The sequence below is a fragment of the Pandoraea norimbergensis genome (genome assembly GCF_001465545.3).
Lineage (GTDB): Bacteria > Pseudomonadota > Gammaproteobacteria > Burkholderiales > Burkholderiaceae > Pandoraea > Pandoraea norimbergensis.
Genome location: NZ_CP013480.3, coordinates 135,893 through 153,794, shown reverse-complemented (window position 1 = coordinate 153,794; position 17,902 = coordinate 135,893). Strand labels below are relative to the sequence as shown.

14 protein-coding genes are annotated in these 17,902 nt (G+C 64.9%); 4 read left to right on the top strand and 10 right to left on the bottom strand.

Annotated elements, in window-relative coordinates; genetic code table 11:
• Positions 1–29: 29 nt before the first annotated feature.
• The 9 genes from AT302_RS00610 to AT302_RS00570 form a co-directional block, all read right to left on the bottom strand.
• Complete coding sequence (locus tag AT302_RS00610; RefSeq protein WP_407668816.1) at positions 30–1,076, bottom strand: diguanylate cyclase; 1,047 nt, start codon at positions 1,074–1,076, stop codon at positions 30–32.
• A 13-nt stretch (positions 1,077–1,089) separates the two neighbouring features.
• Positions 1,090–2,103 (bottom strand): chemotaxis response regulator protein-glutamate methylesterase, encoded by a 1,014-nt coding sequence (gene cheB / locus AT302_RS00605; RefSeq protein WP_058376742.1) that lies wholly within the window; start codon positions 2,101–2,103, stop codon positions 1,090–1,092.
• Positions 2,103–4,529, bottom strand: a complete 2,427-nt coding sequence (locus AT302_RS00600) for a hybrid sensor histidine kinase/response regulator (RefSeq protein WP_058376741.1) — start codon at positions 4,527–4,529, stop codon at positions 2,103–2,105. The genes cheB and AT302_RS00600 overlap by 1 nt, the downstream gene beginning before the upstream one ends.
• Positions 4,526–5,203: a chemotaxis protein CheW gene (locus tag AT302_RS00595; protein ID WP_058376740.1), complete on the bottom strand. Its 678-nt coding sequence runs from the start codon at positions 5,201–5,203 to the stop codon at positions 4,526–4,528. Before AT302_RS00595 ends, AT302_RS00600 begins: the two co-directional genes overlap by 4 nt.
• Positions 5,204–5,208: 5 nt before the next feature.
• Positions 5,209–6,705, bottom strand: coding sequence for a CheR family methyltransferase (locus AT302_RS00590; protein ID WP_058376739.1), 1,497 nt, complete (start codon positions 6,703–6,705; stop codon positions 5,209–5,211).
• Positions 6,702–7,214, bottom strand: coding sequence for a chemotaxis protein CheW (locus tag AT302_RS00585; RefSeq protein ID WP_058376738.1), 513 nt, complete (start codon positions 7,212–7,214; stop codon positions 6,702–6,704). Before AT302_RS00585 ends, AT302_RS00590 begins: the two co-directional genes overlap by 4 nt.
• A 36-nt stretch (positions 7,215–7,250) precedes the next feature.
• The gene (locus AT302_RS00580; protein ID WP_058376737.1) at positions 7,251–8,900 is read right to left on the bottom strand and encodes a methyl-accepting chemotaxis protein; all 1,650 of its coding nucleotides are present in this window, start codon (positions 8,898–8,900) and stop codon (positions 7,251–7,253) included.
• 164 nt (positions 8,901–9,064) lie between these two features.
• Positions 9,065–9,895 carry a BKACE family enzyme gene (locus AT302_RS00575; RefSeq protein WP_058376736.1) on the bottom strand — a complete coding sequence of 277 codons (831 nt, stop codon included), beginning with the start codon at positions 9,893–9,895 and terminating at the stop codon, positions 9,065–9,067.
• Complete coding sequence (locus AT302_RS00570; RefSeq protein WP_058376735.1) at positions 9,892–11,235, bottom strand: aspartate aminotransferase family protein; 1,344 nt, start codon at positions 11,233–11,235, stop codon at positions 9,892–9,894. The genes AT302_RS00575 and AT302_RS00570 overlap by 4 nt, the downstream gene beginning before the upstream one ends.
• A gap of 252 nt (positions 11,236–11,487) precedes the next feature.
• On the opposite strand from AT302_RS00570, the gene AT302_RS00565 reads away from it, so the two are divergent.
• Both AT302_RS00565 and AT302_RS00560 read left to right on the top strand, forming a co-directional pair.
• Positions 11,488–12,399, top strand: a complete 912-nt coding sequence (locus AT302_RS00565; protein ID WP_058376734.1) for a MurR/RpiR family transcriptional regulator — start codon at positions 11,488–11,490, stop codon at positions 12,397–12,399.
• A gap of 143 nt (positions 12,400–12,542) precedes the next feature.
• Positions 12,543–12,941, top strand: coding sequence for an RT0821/Lpp0805 family surface protein (locus AT302_RS00560; protein ID WP_058376733.1), 399 nt, complete (start codon positions 12,543–12,545; stop codon positions 12,939–12,941).
• A 111-nt stretch (positions 12,942–13,052) separates the two neighbouring features.
• On the opposite strand, the gene AT302_RS00555 is transcribed toward AT302_RS00560, so the two are convergent.
• Entirely contained in the window at positions 13,053–14,285 is a 1,233-nt protein-coding gene (locus tag AT302_RS00555) for an MFS transporter (protein WP_058376732.1), read from the bottom strand.
• Between the two features lie 437 nt (positions 14,286–14,722).
• On the opposite strand from AT302_RS00555, the gene AT302_RS00550 reads away from it, so the two are divergent.
• Complete coding sequence (locus AT302_RS00550) at positions 14,723–16,324, top strand: EAL domain-containing protein (RefSeq protein ID WP_084655952.1); 1,602 nt, start codon at positions 14,723–14,725, stop codon at positions 16,322–16,324.
• Between the two features lie 702 nt (positions 16,325–17,026).
• Positions 17,027–17,878: a TOBE domain-containing protein gene (locus tag AT302_RS00545; protein ID WP_058376730.1), complete on the top strand. Its 852-nt coding sequence runs from the start codon at positions 17,027–17,029 to the stop codon at positions 17,876–17,878.
• Positions 17,879–17,902: the final 24 nt, after the last annotated feature.

Sequence of the window (17,902 nt, the reverse complement as noted above, 5' to 3'; positions counted from 1 at the left end):
ATCGCGCTTCACACGTCACGCATCGCGTATCACGCGACGCCCGGCTGCATCTCCACCCGATTCTTGCCCTGTTGCTTGGCGCGGTAGAGCGCCAGATCCGCCGACTCGATGAGCGAGGTCGACGCCATGTGCGTGCGCGGCACCAGCGCCGCGCCGCCGAGACTGATCGTCACATTGCGGCCGTTGGCCGAGCCGACGTGCGGAATACCCATCGCATCGATCTGCGCGCGCACCTTCTCCGCAATGATCGCGGCCCCGGCCGATGACGTATTCGGCAACACCATCACGAACTCTTCGCCGCCGAAGCGCGCGGCCAGATCGGCGGGACGCGTCGCCGAATCGGCCAGCGTCTGGGCCACACGGCGCAACACGTCGTCGCCCGCGATGTGGCCATAGGTGTCGTTATAGATCTTGAAGTTGTCGACGTCGATCATCAACAGCGCCAGCTCGCGCTGCTCACGCAGTGCACGGCGCCACTCGGCACCGAAGTACTCGTCGAAGTACCGGCGATTGGCCAGCCCGGTGAGCCCGTCGGAATGCGTGAGCCGTTGCAGTTCCAGATTCGTTTCGAGCAATTGCTGCTGGCTCTCGCGCAGCGCCCGGTAAGCCTCGTCGCGTTGCAGCAGGTTCATGTACGAGCGCGAGTGATAGCGCAGGCGCGCGACCAGTTCGATGGTGTCGGGCAGCTTGACCAGATAGTCGTTCGCACCGGCCGCGAACGCTTCGCGCTTGATGGTCGACTCTTCTTTGGTCGAGAGCACGATGATCGGAATATCGCGCGTGAGCGGGCTCGACCGGTACTGCCGTACCAGCGACAGGCCGTCGGTGCCCGGCATCACCAGATCCTGAAGAATCACGGTCGGGCGCGTTTGTTCGGCCACGCGAAGCGCTTCGTCGGGATTCGAACAATAGTGGAAGTCGATGTTCGGCTCGCCTGCCAGCGCGCGGCGAATCGCTTCCCCGACCATCGCCTGATCGTCGACAAGCAACACCATCGCCGACGAATCGTTCAGGCTGCTCTCGGAGCCGGTCGGCAGAGCGGCGGGCGGCGTGGGTTGGCGTGGGGTTGTTGTCATGATGTGCGTCCTGTCAAACAGTGCCAAACAGCGTAATCAATTGCGGCGCGATGATCGTGAGCGGCAAGATTTCGGAAGCCGCGCCAGCCTCCGCTGCCGCCTTGGGCATGCCATACACGGCACTCGTCGCGCGATCCTGCGCGATGGTGATGAAGCCGCGCGTGCGCATGGCACCCAGCCCGGCCGCGCCGTCGCGCCCCATACCGGTGAGCAGCACGCCCACCGCACGGGCGCGCCAGCACTCGGCCACGCTTTGCAGAAATACATCGATGGAGGGCCGGTACACGGCGCTCTTGGGTTCGTCCGAATACGCGCAACGCCCGCTTGCGTCCAGTCGCAAATGCCGGTTGCCGCCCGCGAGCAGCACTTCTCCCGCCAGCGGTCGGTCGCCTGCTTGCGCCAGCCGCACGGTGAGCGGCGTCTGCTGATCGAGCCATGCTGCCATGCCGGGCGCAAACGCGTCGTCCACGTGCTGGACGACGATCACCCCGGCCGCAAAATTCGCAGGCAACCGGCCAAGCAATGTCGCTAGCGCGGCCGGCCCACCCGCCGATGCGCCGATGGCGATCAGTGCGTCGGTGCGCGGCGTTATCGGCGGCGCGATGGGGGCGACCGGCACGACGGCGTTGGCCTCGGCCTGTTGTGCGGCCACCGCATCGATCTTGGCAAGCAGGGACGACGCCGGACGCGCCAGATCGGAACCGCCCAGCACCGGCGTGTCGACCGCGTCCACAGCACCAGCGCCCATCGCGTCGAACACCAGACTTGCGTGATGGCCCACATCGGACGTCACGATCAGAATCGGGCACGGCGTGCGGCGCATGATTTCGCGCGTGGCCGCCACACCGTCCATCACCGGCATCACCAGATCCATCAGCACGAGATCCGGCGGCACCGGTGCACACATCGACACCGCCTGCGCACCGTCGTAAGCCACCCAGGCCACTTCCAGCCCCGGGCGCTGTGCAAGCGTACGACGTAGCGCTTCCACGGCGATGACCGAATCGTTCACGATACCGATCTTCATCACTGCGCCTCCCCGATGAGATCCACCACGGCACGCAGGAGCGCGTCGTCGTGGAAACTGCCCTTCGCGAGATAGTAATCCGCACCGGCATCGAGCCCGCGCTGACGATCCTCCTCGCGATCTTTGTATGAAACGATCATGACCGGCAAATCCGCCGTGCGCGCGTCGCGCTTGATCAGCGTCACGAGCTCGATGCCGTCCATGCGCGGCATATCGACATCGGTAATCACCATGTCGAACGTCTCGCTGCGCACAGCATTCCAGCCGTCCATGCCATCGACGGCCACACTCACGTCGTAGCCGCGCGCGGCCAGCAGTTTGCGTTCGAGTTCGCGCACGGTCAAGGAGTCGTCGACCACCAGCACGCGCTTGCGCACCGCCACGCCGCCCTGCGCCGCACGGGCAGGCAGACGCTCCAGCGAGCCGGTCTCTACGGCCTTTGCGATCGAGCGCAACAAGTCGGCCGGATCGATGATGAGCAACGGTGTGCCGTCTTCGGCCAGCGCACCAGCGGCAATGTTCGGCAGCTTGCCCAGACGCGCATCGAGCGGCTGCACAACGAGCATGCGCTCACCGAGAAACTTGTCGACGGCCAGTCCGTAACGCGCCTCGCCGTCGCCGATCACCACGACCGGTTGGGCACCGGGGGCCGCAACCGGCTCGCTGCCGTAAAGCACCTGCCGCGCGCTGACGACACCGATCTGACGGCCGTCGAGCGTGAAGTGCGGTCGGCCTTCCAGCATTTCGATGTGCTCGGGCGCGAGGGCAAGCGTGCGCGACAGACTCGCCAGCGGCAACGCATAGGATTCGCCGCCAATCTCCACGAGCAGGCTGCGCACCACCGACAACGTAAGCGGCAGTTGCAATACGAACTTCGTGCCGCGCCCCGGTGAATGTTCGATGCGAACCGTGCCGCGCACGGCAGCGACCATCGCGCGCACGGCGTCCAGTCCCACGCCTCGCCCCGACACATCGGTCACGGTGTCGCGCAGCGTAAAGCCGGGGAGCATCAGGAATTCGAGCAGTTCGTTGTCGTCGAGCCGCTGCGCCGTTTCCATCGTCACCAGACCGCGCGCCACGACCGCATCGCGCACCCGGTCGAGATCGATACCTGCGCCGTCGTCGGCGACGCTCACCAGCAGCAGCCCAGCGCTATGGCGTGCACTGAGCGTAATTTTGCCTTGCGCCGGTTTGCCCGCTGCGAGGCGTTGTGCCTGACTTTCCAGCCCGTGATCGACGGCGTTACGCAGCAAGTGACCAAGCGGCGCTTCAAGCTGATCGAGAATGTCGCGATCGACCTGCGTATCCGCACCGCGAATATCGAGCTGCGCGGGCTTGCCGAGCGAGCGGCCGAGATCGCGCACCATGCGGGCGAAGCCACCCAGCCGGTCGCCGAGCGGGCGCATCCGGCAGGCGAGTGCTTCGTCGTAGAGGCGCTGCGAGAGTTGGGTTGAGCGGCGATCGAACTGATCGAGTTCGTGCAGTTGCTCGCCGAGCAACTGACTGCCGACGCCGAGCGCACGGCGCAGGTCCGCCAGCGCACTCAATAACGTCTGGCGGTCTTCATCGGTGCTGGCGGCGTGCGTCAATGCCGTGCTCATGCGGTCGAGTGCTTCGCCCGCTTCGTGCTGATGACGCTTCAGACGCTGCAACGATTGTGCAAACGGTTGCGACCAGCGCGAGGCGACGAGCGCTTCGCTCGACAACCGCAGCAGGCGGTTCAACGTATCGGCCGACACGCGCAACGCGCGGGCAGCATTGTCGCCTTCGCCCACGTCATGCCGGTCGTCGGTGTCGTATCCACCCGGCAGTCCCATGATGCTGTCGGCCTCATGGGGTTGATGCAATTCAGTCAGCGATGCCAATGCAGGCGGAATCGCCTCACCGGTCGCTTGGGTCTGCCCGATCTCGGTCAATGACGCCGACAGTGCGGGTGTAACGGGCGACACGTCCTGCGACGACAAGCCATAGCTCGCGTAGTCGAACGCTTCGGAGGCGCTGCCCGTGGTGTTCTCGGGCAACTCGGCCAGTTGCGCCGTCAGTGTGGCGACAAACGTGTCGATCTCCGCTTTGCCTGCGCCTTGCGCCCAACCCATGTCGCCGCCCGGTGGGTGCGCCATGCGCATGAGCAGATCGACACCCTGCAACAGCTTGTCGATGTAAGCGGTGTCCAGCCGGAGCGTGCCGCGTTGTGCCGCGACAAAGGCGTCTTCGAGCACGTGAGCGAGCGCCACGCCAGCATCGACGCCGACAATGCGTGCCGCCCCCTTGAGCGAGTGCGCCGCGCGCATACACGCCTCAAGCCGTGTGGCGTCGGTCGGCGTGCGCTCCAGCGCGAGCAGTCCGTCGCCGAGCACTTGTGCCTGCGTCTCCGTCTCCATGCGGAACAGATCGAGCAGCGAGGCGTTTTGCAGATCGTCGCTCATCCAAGGCTCCGGTCAAAAGCCGCGGCCACGCGCGCCGGGTCCAGCAAGCCCACGACTCGTTCGCGCCAATGCAGTACAGCATGGGCGAAGCCATCGGATGCACCGAGTGCCGTCGCGGGCACCGTGCCCAACGCACTGCTCGCCGGTGTCACCGTGCCATGCACTTCCGTGACCGGGAAGGCACTCAGATGCGCGCCATGGCGCATGGCCAACAGGCGCGACGTGCTGGTGCGCCACGTGTTCGCCGGTGTCGCCAGCGGTTGCGCCGCAGGCTGCACGCCGAGCAATTCGCCGAGCGACACGCACGGCACGAGCGCACCGCGCAGATTGACCAGCCCGAGCAGCGCGCGCTGCCGATGCCCCGGCACCGTGTGCCAAGCCCGCATCGGCGAGACTTCTTCGATGACGGAAGCCGGCAGCGCGAGCCATTCATCCGCCAGACGGAACAACAGCAGCGCCGCCCCGCGCGACGTGGCTTCGTCGTGTGCTGCGGCACGCCATGGTGCCGGGTCAGCGGGCACGACGGGCAACCGGTCGAGCAGATCGGCGGCCTGCCGATGCAGGGCGCTATCGCTCGACAGGGCCGAACGGCGCGCGCCAGCCTGACGGCCCGCCTCGGGGCCGTCTTGCGACGTGGGCTCGCGCGGCGATTCGCCGTTCGTGGTGTTCGTCATGTCAGTCATCGATGTCTGGCCCCGTGGCGGTGCGCATCATGAGGGGCGTCGGTCGTGCGGTCTGCCGGGTCGATCCGCTCGGCGCGTTCGGCACGCTCTCGCAGGCGGCGTGCACCTGCCGCGTCGCCGCGCGCATCGAGTTGCGCCGCGCAATGCACGAGTGCTTCGTAATGACCCGGGTCGAGATAAAGGGCTCGACGGTAATGCACGAGGGCCTGTTGTGCGTCGCCGCGCGCGTCTTCCACCAGTCCCAGCAGATATTCCGCCTGCGCATTGGCACGGTCAGTGGCGAGCACCGTTCGGCACAACGCAATGGCCTGCGCGAAATCACCGGCATCGGCCAGCGTCTGCGCCTCTTGCAGTTGCCGCGCGATGTCGGGGGTCTGCGCAGATCGGCGGGACGCGGTGGTCCCCGCGCGCGAGGTTTCAGGGGTGAGCGGATTGCCAACCCCTCGCGCACCCGGTGTTGCCGCCGGCGCTAGCGGGACCACTGGCGTCGCGAGCATCGCTGTCGGCGTGGAGAGTGCTGGTGTCACCTGCACGGCATGCACGCGCCGATGTTGGGTGGCGTCGAACGTGTGAAATGAGCGGGACGTGTGTGTGGACGTCTGCGCGTTGAACGTCGACAGCGTGCCCGTGAGGGGCACTGCCCCGGCGGGGGCCGAGGTCACGTCGCGTTGCGGCCCTGCCAATCGGAACGAAAACGCCTGCACGTGGCCCGTCGACGACAAGCCATTGGACGTGAGCGACCCCCCCTCGGCGGGGCCGGCGAACAGCGTTGCGCCCATGCGCATCAGCCGCTCGAGCGCGGCAATCGCGCGGCGTTGGCCTTCCCGGTCGAAATAGATCAGTACGTTGCGGAAAAACACGAAATCGAACGTGCCCAGCCGGTCAACGAGCGCGGGGTCGAACAGGTTGCCTGCATGCCAGCGAATCGGCGGGCGCAGCGCGCCGTTCACGCGATAGGTCTCGCCCTGCGGCGTGAAGTAGCGATCGCGAAACAGCAGATTGGCGGCCGGCCCGCGAAATGAGTTGCGTCCATACACGCCCTCGCGCGCGATCGTGAGCGCGCGTTCGCTGATGTCGAGCGCATCGATGGTGAAGTCGCCCACCTGAAAGCCCGCATCGAACAACGTCATCGCCATTGAATAGGGTTCTTCGCCAGTGGCGCAGGGCAGGCTCAACAGCCGCAACGCCTGGCCTTCACGCACGGTGCCGCGTCGCGCGGCGCGTTCTTCGGTCGCCATCTGCGCGAGCGCCGTGAACGCCTCGCGATGCCGGAAAAACCACGTCTCGGGGACGACGACCGCTTCGATCAGTGCCTGCAATTCCTGCGGCGAATGTTGGAGTAATTGCCAGTAGGTCGACGTGTCGTTCGTCTCGGGGGACAGCACCGCCAGCCGGGCGCGTACGGCACGCTCGATAGCGTTCGCGCCGAGCGTGCCGGCGTCGAGCCCCATCGTGTCGCGCAGCAAGCGCTCGATCTGTTGCACGGGGCTCATGACGCGCTCCCCGTTGATTCCGGCGGCGTGTCGGGTTCGAGCGCATCGCAAACGTCACGGGCGGCGTCGAACAACAACGCGCGCGCTTCGTCGGTGAGCAACTGGTCCACGCGCACCCACTGCACCAGCCCGTCGTCCGTATCGAGCACGGGGCCGAGATAGCGGCCCTCGGGCAAATCGACACCGCTCGCGCGGAATGCCTGCGCGTCGGCGCGCAACGTATCGGTGGCTCGCTCCACAAGCACGCCAAGACGCCGCGCCTGCGGACCCGGTTCGGGGTAGTGCACGAGCACGAGACGGGTCGAGCGGCGCGCGGGCGCCGCCGTGCCCGTCGCGAGATGGGTCAGATCGAGCACCGGCACCGGCTCGCCGCGATAGCTGAACGCACCGGCCACCCAAGCGGGCGCGGCGGGCAGACGCTTGAGCGCGAGCCACGGCAGCACCTCGGCCACATGACTGGCCTCAATGACGTAGTGATCGGTGGCGATGGCAAAGCGCAGGAACAGCATGGCGGTGTCCGCGAATAGTCAAAATGCGCGTGGCAATCAAACCAGCCCGGCGGGCGTGCTCGACAGCACCTTGAACCGCGACACGCCGCTCTTGAGTCCATTAGCGACGTGATTGAGTTCTTCGATGGCCTGACTCGACTGCTGCAACGACTCGGCCGTCTGCTGCGCAGCCTCCGAGAGCTGCACCAGTGCCTGATTGATCTGCTCGGCGCCGGTGGCCTGCGCCTGCATGCCCTCGTTGACGACCTGAAAGCGCGGCGGCAGCGTCTGCACCTGCGCGATGATCTGCGCGAGCTGATCGCCCACCTGACGCATCTCGTCCATGCCGCGTCGCACTTCCTCGGCGAACTTGTCCATGCCCATCACGCCAGCCGACACGGCCGACTGAATCTCTTTGATCATCTGCTCGATGTCGTAGGTCGCGACCGCCGTCTGATCGGCGAGGCGGCGAATTTCGGTCGCCACCACCGCAAACCCGCGACCATACTCACCGGCCTTTTCGGCTTCGATGGCGGCATTGAGCGAGAGCAGATTGGTCTGGTCGGCCACCTTGGTGATGGTGGTCACGACCTGATTGATGTTGCCGGCCTTCTCGTTGAGGATGCCGAGCTTGCCGTTCACCGACCCGGCAGCTTCCATCACGTGGCGCATCGCGTCTTCCATGCGCGTGAGGCCGACGTGGCCGGTACCTGCCAGCGACGCCGCGTGGTCGGCAACGCCAGCCACTTCGGTCATGGTGCGGGCGAGGTCGCGCGAAGTGGCGAAAATTTCACGCGAGGTCGCGCCGATTTCGGTGGTCGTGGCCGCCGTCTCGGACGCTGTGGCCTGTTGCTGACGCGAGGTGGCGGCAATCTCCGTCACGGAGGTCGTCACTTGCAGCGCCGACTTCTGCGCCTGCCCGACCAGCCCGGTCAACTCGTCCGTCATGCGGTTAAAACCCGCTTCGAGCGCACCGAACTCGTCGCGCCGGTCCAGATCGAGACGCTTGGTCAGATCGCCGGAGCGCATGACTTCGAGAATCTGCATTACGTTCGCCAGCGGCACGCTGACCGCTTTGAACAACAACCAGCCGCACAGCACCGCACAACCCAATGCCACGGCCAGCGTGATGAGCAGCGTGGCCTTCGCGGCAGTCACTGCCTCGGCAATGTTGTGGGTGGCTTCGTCGGCGAAGGTCTTGTTGGTGTCGACCAGACGCTGGATCGCGGCGCGCCCGCGTCCCCATTCCGGGTAGAGCTGTTCGGAGAGCATGGCGCGGGCGGCGGGCATCTGGCCGTTGGCTACGAGCTTGAGCACTTCATTGCCGATGCGGCCGTACTGCTGGCGAACGCCGCGCACTTCGTCGTATTGCATGCGGTCGACCGCACGATTGACCGTGTTGCCGTAGTCCTTGATCCAGCCATCGATCTTGGTGTCGGCCGCGCGCAGCGCATCGAGGTCGACGGCGCGTGACTTGTCGTTGTCGTCGATGGCCACCACTTGTTGCAGCAGTTGGTAGCTCTCGAACCACGCTCCACGCAGCATGGTGCTGTAGTACAGGCCCGGGGTGGAGTCGGACTCCACGCTGAACGCTTCGCGCTCAATGGCAGCGAGACGCGTGTAAGCGACGCCGGCCATCAGCGCCATCAATGCGAGGATCAGGCCAAAACTGGCCAGAATGCGATGTCGGATCGACCAGTGTTTCACGCCGCGCTCCCGTGTCGGTGTTCGCGCCCGGCGCCGCACAGGGCGGCACGAGGCTTTTTGAGGTAACGCCGATTCTATTACAGCGGCACCCCCGGGCGGCGGCGGTCAAAACGTCTATTTGCCCTTATTTCGCGTCTTCCCCGGGGTTTCCCCCGAGGGATAGCTCAACGGGTGAGCTCGCGCAGCGCATCGGCGGACATCGGCGCCAATGCCAGCGGGGTTGCGGCGGCACGCAACACGCCAAGCGAAGCGGCATTGCCCGGCGAAACGCTGCCGTCGGGCAAATACAAGTTGTTTTCGAAGCCGATGCGAGCGTGGCCGCCCTGCAACACCGCCGCCAGCGCACATTCGGCTTCGCGCGGGCCGAAGGCGCACATCGCCCAAGGCGTAGCGCCGGCGCTCTCGCCACCGGCCTGCCACGACGAAAGGAACGGCAAGAGATCCGACGGTGCCGACAACTGCCCCAAGCTATACCGCCCGAGCACGAACAGCACCCAGTGGCGGCCCGGGCGAATCGCACCCTTGGCGCGCAGGCGCCAGTAGTGCGCCACGTCCTCGGCGTCGTACAGGATGTACTGGGTGGCGATGTTCTCCTGCCACAGCCATTCGAAGAACGCCTCGGCCGCCGGGCCGTGCGCGGCGTCGGGCAACACTTCGCGTAGTGCCACGGAGATCGCTTCCGGGCGCAGTGCGTGCACCGTCGCGATCTGCTGTTCAGGGGTGTAGATGCCGACGGCTTCGGTCGTGACCTGAAGCACCAGCGCGTTGCCGACGGCGCGGCGCACCGCCGCGATACCTGCCACGTAATCGGGCACTTCGAGGCTATGCGTGCCATCGGCCTTGCGCACGTGCAGGTGAATCATGGCTGCGCCCGCGTCGAGACACGCCTTGGCGCACGCGCCAAGCTCGTCGGGCGTCATCGGCAGTGCCGGGTGATCGGCGTGCGTGCGGCGGGCACCGTTCGGGGCTACCGCCAGAGCATAGGCGCGCGTCATGCCGCAGCCCCTGCCGGAACACCGGTCACGTCGGCCACGGCCACCGCCAGCAATTCGACGATGCGGTCGATGTCCTTGGGCTGACAGATGAACGGCGGGGCGATCAGTGCGTGATCGCCATGCACACCGTCGACAGTGCCGCCCATCGGGTAGATCAACAGGCCACGCGCCTTGGCCGCCGCCTTCAAGCGGGCGTTCATCTTGTCGGCCGCCGGCAGCGTCTGTTTGGTCGCACGGTCGGCCACAAACTCAACGCCGACGAACAAGCCACGGCCGCGCACATCGCCCACGTTCGGGTGATCGGCGAAGACCTCGCGCAAACGGGCACGCAGTTGCTCGCCGCGCGCCTTCACGTTGTCGAGCAGATGCTCGTCGGCAATCGTGCGTTGCACGGCCAGTGCGGCAGCGCACGCCATGGCGTGGCCCAGATACGTATGGCCGTGCTGGAAGAAACCGGAGCCGTCGACCACGGCGTTGTAAATTTTGTCGGTGCAGAGCATGGCGCCGATGGGCTGATAGCCCGCGCCGAGCCCCTTGGCGATCACGAGAATGTCGGGCACGACGCCGTCTTCTTCGCAGGCGTACAGATACCCCGTGCGCCCCATGCCCGACATCACTTCGTCGAGCAGCAGCAGCACGCCGTACTTGTCGCACACGGCGCGGATGCGCTTGAAGTAGTCGCCCACCGGCGGCACCGCGCCGGCAGTGGCACCGACGACGGTTTCTGCGACGAACGCGATCACGCTGTCGCCGCCGAGTTCGAGAATCTTGTTTTCCAGTTCGTCGGCGAGACGCTGCACGTACGCGTCGTCGGTCTCGCCCTCATGGCGCTCGCGATAGGCGAAGCACGGCGAGACGTGATGCGCGGGCACCAGCAACGGCAGGAACGGCTCGCGACGCCAGGCGTTGCCGCCGATGGCGAGGGCGCCCAGCGTGTTGCCGTGATAGCTCTGACGGCGCGCGATGAAATATTGGCGCTGCGGTTGACCGATTTCGACGAAGTACTGACGGGCGAGCTTGAGTGCCGCTTCGACGCCTTCGGAGCCGCCGCTCACGAAATACACATGATTCAGATCGCCCGGCGCGCTCGCGACGAGCGTATCGGCCAGTTGCTCGGCCACCTCGGTCGTGAAGAACGAGGTATGCGCATAGGCCAGTTGTGCGGCCTGCTGCTGCATCGCTTCAATCACGCGCGGGTGGCCATGCCCGAGACACGACACGGCCGCGCCGCCACAGGCGTCGAGATAGCGCTTGCCGGTGCTGTCGATCAGCTCGATGCCCTCGCCGCCGACGGCGACGGGCAGCGTCTGGCGCGGATTGCGGTGAAACACGTGAGTCATGCCATAACCCCTGACGGAAAGAATGCGCGCGCCAGCGTTCGCGACGCGCCAACAATGTCGCCAAGTGTAGGCTCAGCGTCCGTTGTTTGCAACATATGTTTCACTGATTTTAACATCGCAACATTCGCGCAACAGCGTTACCACACCTGCCATTTCCCCGCACGGCAAGCGTCTGGGAGATTACGCGTGCGCGCTTGTGGCATTTCATGCAACAATCGTTACACACCTACGTTGCCGTGTTGCTCTCCCCCAATGAACGAAGCCCCAGTGCTGCCGCAATCGCTCGACCAGCTCAACACTCTGCTGCGCGAGCGCTATCCCCACCTCAGCCCGCAGTTTCAGGCGGGCGCCCGCTTTCTGCTCGACCACCCCCAGCAGGTGCCCATCAGCTCGATGCGGGCGATTGCCGCCGAAGCGGGCGTACAACCGGCCACGTTCGTGCGGCTGGCACAGCATCTTGGCTTCGACGGCTGGCACGGCCTGCGCGAGTTGTTTCTCGAATCGATCCGTCTGGGGCCGCAGCCGTATGCGAGCCGCGCGCGGCAGGTCATCCGCGAAGGCGATGCGGCGCGCATGGTGCCGGAGATGTTTCGGGTGCAGCACAACAATCTCGACCTGACCGAAGCGGGGGCCAATCAGTCGCTCGGGGCCGCCGTGGAATTGCTCGCCAGTGCGGGCACCGTGCATGTGGCGGGTTTTCGCGCTTGTTTCCCGATTGCCTTCACGTTCCAGTACATCTACCGGCTGTTTCGCCCGACGGTGCACCTGATTCGCGGCGAAGCGGGCACGCTGGAGATGGAACTGCGGGCGCTCTCGGCGCGCGACGTGGTCGTCGTGATCAGCTTTGCGCCGTACTCGAATGAAGCGCTGATCGTGGCGCGTGCGGCCAAGGCAGCGGGTGCGCGGGTGCTGGCGCTGACCGATTCCACCGTCTCGCCGCTGGCGCTCGACGCCGACGCCACAGTGCTGTTCTCGCACGAGAGTCCGTCGTTCTTTCCGTCGATTACGGCGGGCATTGCCGTGGTGGAGACGCTGGTCGAAATGCTGCTCGCCCGCAAGGGTCGCGGCGCGGTGCGCGCGCTGGAGCTGGCCGAAGATCAGTTGCACGGCACGGGCGCGTATGTGACGCCGACCGGCACGGGCACGGGGAAAGGGGCGGGATGACGCCGCGCCCGGATTCTTTTATGATCGACGCGTCCCCTGCCGCCGCACCGGTGCGAGTTCTGTTTTCAGGCACCGTGCGGGCCGCGCTGCTCTCGCAGCCACCGGCAGGCACCGTCCCCGCCCGACAATCTCAAGGACTCCGAATGTCGCATACCCGTTTGCTCGCGCTTGGCGCAGCACTTCTCATCGGCGCAGGCGCCGCCGCGCCCGTGCTCGCCGCCTCCAATCTCACGTTCATGAGCAATTCGCCGCTGGCCTGGCTGCGCGCGAAGGACAACGCGTCGCTCGCCAAAGCGGCCGACGACGTGCTCTCCAACAAGCAGGACAACGAGACCGTCGAGTGGAACAACAAGGGCACCGGCACGCCCACGCAGTTCACCGGCCAGCTCACGGCGACCAACACGCAGAAGACCGACGACAAGACCTGTCGCGATCTGATCGTGCTGCTCAACGCCAAGGGTCAGGACGTCACGCTCAAGCTCAACGCCTGCAAGGCGGGCGAGAAGGGCAAGTGGGAACTGCAAAAGCGCGCCGCGCCGTAAGGTAGTCGATACCAAAACAAAACGCCGGTCCTGATCGCTCAGGCCGGCGTTTTGTTTTGGGCGCTGCCGGGAAAGCCTCCGGCAGCGCCCCGTCAGGCGATCAGACCCGTATCAGGCCGCCGCCTTCTTGTGACCCTCGACGTTCGGCAGGAAGATCGTCACGATACCGAGCAGCGGCAGGAACGCACACACGTGGTACACAAAGTCGATGCTCGTCGTGTCGGCCAGTTGACCCAGCACGGCAGCACCCACGCCGCCCATCCCGAAGGCGAAACCGAAGAACAGCCCCGAGACCGTCCCCACCTTGCCCGGAATCAGCTCCTGCGCGTAGACCAGAATCGCCGAGAACGCCGACGCCAGAATCAGGCCGATGGCCACCGTCAGGATGCCGGTCCAGTACAGGCTGGCGTACGGCAGCATCAGCGTGAACGGCGCAGCACCGAGGATCGAGCCCCAGATCACATACTTGCGGCCGATCTTGTCACCCAGCGGGCCGCCGATCATCGTGCCGGCCGCCACCGCGAACAGGAACACGAACAGATGGATCTGCGCGTTCTGCACCGACACGTGGAACTTGCTGATCAGATAGAACGTGAAGTAGCTGCTGATGCTCGCGAGGTAGAAATACTTCGAGAAGATCAGCACCAGCAGGATGCCGATAGCGAACATCACCTTGCCGCGCGACAGGTGCGCCGTGCCGCCACGACGCGCTGCCGGCTTGCCCTTGCTGGCCGCGCGCTGCGCTGCATACCAGCGGCTCACGTGGAACAGCACGAAGATCGCGACGAGCGCCGCCACCGAGAACCACGCCACGCTGCCACGGCCGTGCGGGACGATGATCAGCGCCGCCAGTAACGGGCCCAGCGACGAGCCAACGTTGCCACCCACCTGAAAGAACGACTGCGCCATACCGTGGCGGCCGCCCGAAGCCATGCGGGCCACGCGCGATGATTCCGGATGGAACACCGACGAGCCCATGCCCACCAGCGCCGCCGCCACGAGCAGCACGCCGAAGTTAGGCGCCACCGCCAGCAGCAGCAATCCCACGAGCGTGAATCCCATGCCGACCGGCAATGAATACGGTTTCGGGTACTTGTCGGTATAAAGGCCGACGACAGGCTGCAACAGCGACGCGGTGATCTGATACGTCAGCGTGATCAGGCCAACCTGCCCGAAACTCAGGTCGAAATTGGCCTTGAGCAACGGATAGATCGCCAGGATCAACGACTGGATCATGTCGTTGAGCAAGTGAGAGAAGCTGATGGCAGACAGCACGCGGAACGCCGTGCCCTGCGCAGCCGGCGTAGGGGCGCCAGCAAGGGAGGATGCAGGTTGACTCGACATGGGAGGAACGACTTGACGTCTCTAGCTTGGGAAAACGGTCAGATTCCGACGGCTTTCGCGCAGATATGCATGAAAGTTGGGATATTTCTCAAATTCCGCCAGAAATTTAATGAGTGAAGTGTAGAGCATGCGTAAATCGTCGTTACGCCAAGTTTTGTCGCGATTCCGCCATGAATTTGCCCTGCGTTCGGCCTGAATTCGGCCCCGCTACGCCCCAAGTTGCGTAGCCCAAGGCGGCTTCATGCCCGTCGGAAACCCGTCGTAATCGCGTCAATCCTGTGCCGAAATGACGCGATTGCGACACTCCTAAGGGTTTTGTCGTGCGGGTTTATCGGGCGTTGGATGCCGTCAGGGATTCGTGTAGAGTCGATTGACGGGTTGTGCCCTGCAACACAAACAGCACACAAGGGCCCCACTTATTTCCGGGTTGGCAGCACATGATTCAACATTCGAGAGTCGTGCAGTGGCTGGTGACCGGGGTTGTCGTGGCGGTCACGTTTGTCGTTGTCCTCTTCGTGGGCTGGCTGCGCATTTATCACATGTCGCAGTCGATTCTCCAGGACGAAGCCGTGCGTCAGCGCGATGCCCTCGAGCGCATCGTCCTTCAGGCGGAAAAGACGCTTCAAGGCGTGACCCCGTGGGTCGGCCGCTCCTGCGAAGACGTCGGCAACCAGCTTCAGGCCACCGGCACCCTCAGTCCCTACTTCCGTTCGATCTGGCTCGTGTCACGCGGCCAGCTCTATTGTTCGTCGGTCCCGCGCTCGACCGACGGCCTCGACATGGCCATGCCGGCCGAAGTCGTCCCCATGCTCACCGGCGCCCGCACGCTGCTCGTGCCCGGCTCGCCCTACGCCCGCGAAGCGCCCGCGCTGGCACTGTATGTGCCGACCTCGGCGACCGACGGCGTGCTCGGCTATGTCGACGGGGTCTACCTGACCGAAACGCTGCATAGCGTGAAGAACAACGACCTCGCGTGGACGGCGATGACCGTGGGCAAGATGTCGCTCACCTCCGAGGGGCCGCTGCTTCAGTCGTCCGGCGTCGCTACGCGCGGCGCGCAAGTCACACTCGCATCGGAGCACTTTGCGACGTCGCTCGCCGGCAGCCCGACACTCATGCGCGAGTTGGCCGCCAGTCAGGCCCCCATCTTCTTGTCGTTCGGCGCCGTCATCGCGTTTCTGCTCGGCGTGATGACGTTTCGCCACCTCGGCCCGGCGCAGTTCATGCGGCGGCAGATCGCACGCGGCATCAAGCGCGACGAATTCAAGGTGTATTACCAGCCGGTCATGGAACTGGCCACGAACCGCTGCGCCGGTGCCGAGGCGCTGTTGCGCTGGCACCACCCGCTCGCGGGCCTCGTGCGCCCCGACGCCTTTATTCCGATTGCCGAGAGCAACGGCCTGATCGTGGATCTCACGCGCTCCGTGCTGCGGCAGATTCGCAACGACATGTCGATGGGGGCGCTGCCGCCAGGCTTTCATATGGGAATCAATCTCGCGGAGCGGCACCTGCGCGACACCACCATCGTGCAGGACATCGAGCGGCTGTACGGGTCGCTGAACGACACCTATCCGCTGGTGGCCGAGATAACCGAGCGCTACGTCATTCGCGACACGGCGGCAGCACGCCATGTCATGTCCGAACTGCAACGGCGCGGCATCGAAACCGCGCTCGACGACTTCGGCGCCGAGAACAATTCGATCGGCTACCTCAAGCGATACGACTTCAACTATCTGAAGATCGACAAGGAATTCTTGCCGGTGACGGAAGACGACACCGTCACGCGCAACATCTGCGATTCGATCATCCAGCTCGCCAACAACTTGCAGATGACCATCGTGGCAGAAGGTGTGGAAAACGAGATGCAGGCGAATTACCTGCGCGAGCGCGACGTCACGTATGCGCAGGGGTATTTGTTCGCCCGGCCAATTTCGTTCGATGAACTGGTGCAGTTTGCGATTGCCCATGCGGGCACCGGGCTCATGGCCGTCAAGACGACGCCCAGACCTGCCGAACTGCCGCCGAGAAAGGCAGGCTGAAGGCGGCCAAGCGGGGTTGACCGGCCGTTCGATCGACATCTCGCACTGCCCCGGATATCAAGGACAACCAACTAATGCCCGGGTGTCGCCGCCACACATTCCGATTCGATAAACGAAAACGCCGGGGCGGAGTGATCCGGCCCGGCGAGATATTCGATTGCGGTATGGCTTCGTTAAAACACCAACTGAGGCATATTGCTGCGTGGGGCAGGGGCAGCCGCCGCACGCGTACTGTCTCGCATTTCGGCGCGCAGCAACCAGAGTCGCTGTGCCACGAAACGCCTGAAGCGCATTTCACCCGCGGAGAAAGAGATTTGCATCTGATGTCGCTTACCGTTAGGCAGTGTGCGAACCAGACGATAGTATCGAGCCCCGTCAACCGTTTCCTTGATATTCCTGACGCGCATCATTTCACCCCGTTTCTGTTGTGTCAGGTGAGTGGGCACTTCGGTAAACGTCGCATTCCCGGGCGCACCTCGTCAGGACCGTGAAGCCGTTGGTCTGGCGGGATTCGACCGGCATTGGGGGGGCATGCGGCAAATTCAATGTAGATGAGAAACGTCCCCCATTCGTCCCCCAATCAGGCCTCCGAAGTGACCTCCGTTGGTGCGCCGCAACACTCGGGCTTTCGGCTATTGTTTCTGACAGGTTCCGTAGGCCTCTACAATGCGACCACCTCTGGGTTTGATCGAAAAAAACATTATGGTTTCCGAACCTTCTTCAACGCCGGATGATGTTTTGCGCAACGAAACAAATAATGCACTGCAAGTGAGTGGCTCACTTTGGCTGCATCGCGGCAATTCGTCGCTCGGCGGACAGGCACGTATCGCCCTGCTTGAACACATTGCCACGCAGGGCTCGATCACGGCTGCGGCAAAGGCTGCCGGCATGAGCTACAAGGCGGCATGGGACGCGGTCGACGCGATGAACCAGCTCGCGGGCGAGCCCCTCGTGGCGCGCAGCACGGGCGGGCGCGGCGGCGGCGGCACCACGCTGACGGCACGCGGCGCGAAGCTGGTGGCCGCGTTTCGCGCAGTGGAAGCAGCCCAGCAGCAGTTTCTCGCCCGGGTGGCCAACGATCTCGAACACTTCGACGAGCAGTGGCAGGTGATTGCGCGCCTAGGCTTGCAGACAAGTGCGCGAAATCAGTTGCACGGTACGATCACGGCGATTCGTCGTTGCGGCGTGAACGACGAGGTGACGCTCACGCTACCCGGCGGCGAAGCGATCACGGCGTCGCTCACGCATCGCAGCACGCAAACACTCGGCCTCGCCGTCGGCGGCGACGCCTTCGCGCTCATCAAGGCGCCATGGATCGAGATCGCACGCGGCGCAGACCTCGCCGGTTTGCCGACGGCCAACCGGCTGGCCGGCACGGTGGTCGCGATTACAAACGACACCGGACAGGCCGAAGTGATTCTCGCGTTGCCGGGCGGCGGTCGATTGGCCGCCGTGATGCCACACGACACCTTGGTGAACCGGGGACTCGCAGAAGCCAATGGCGCGACGGCGGCGTTTGCCGCCACCAGCGTCATCATCGGCGTGCTCGCCTGACATCGTTCGGCGGTTACCAAATAA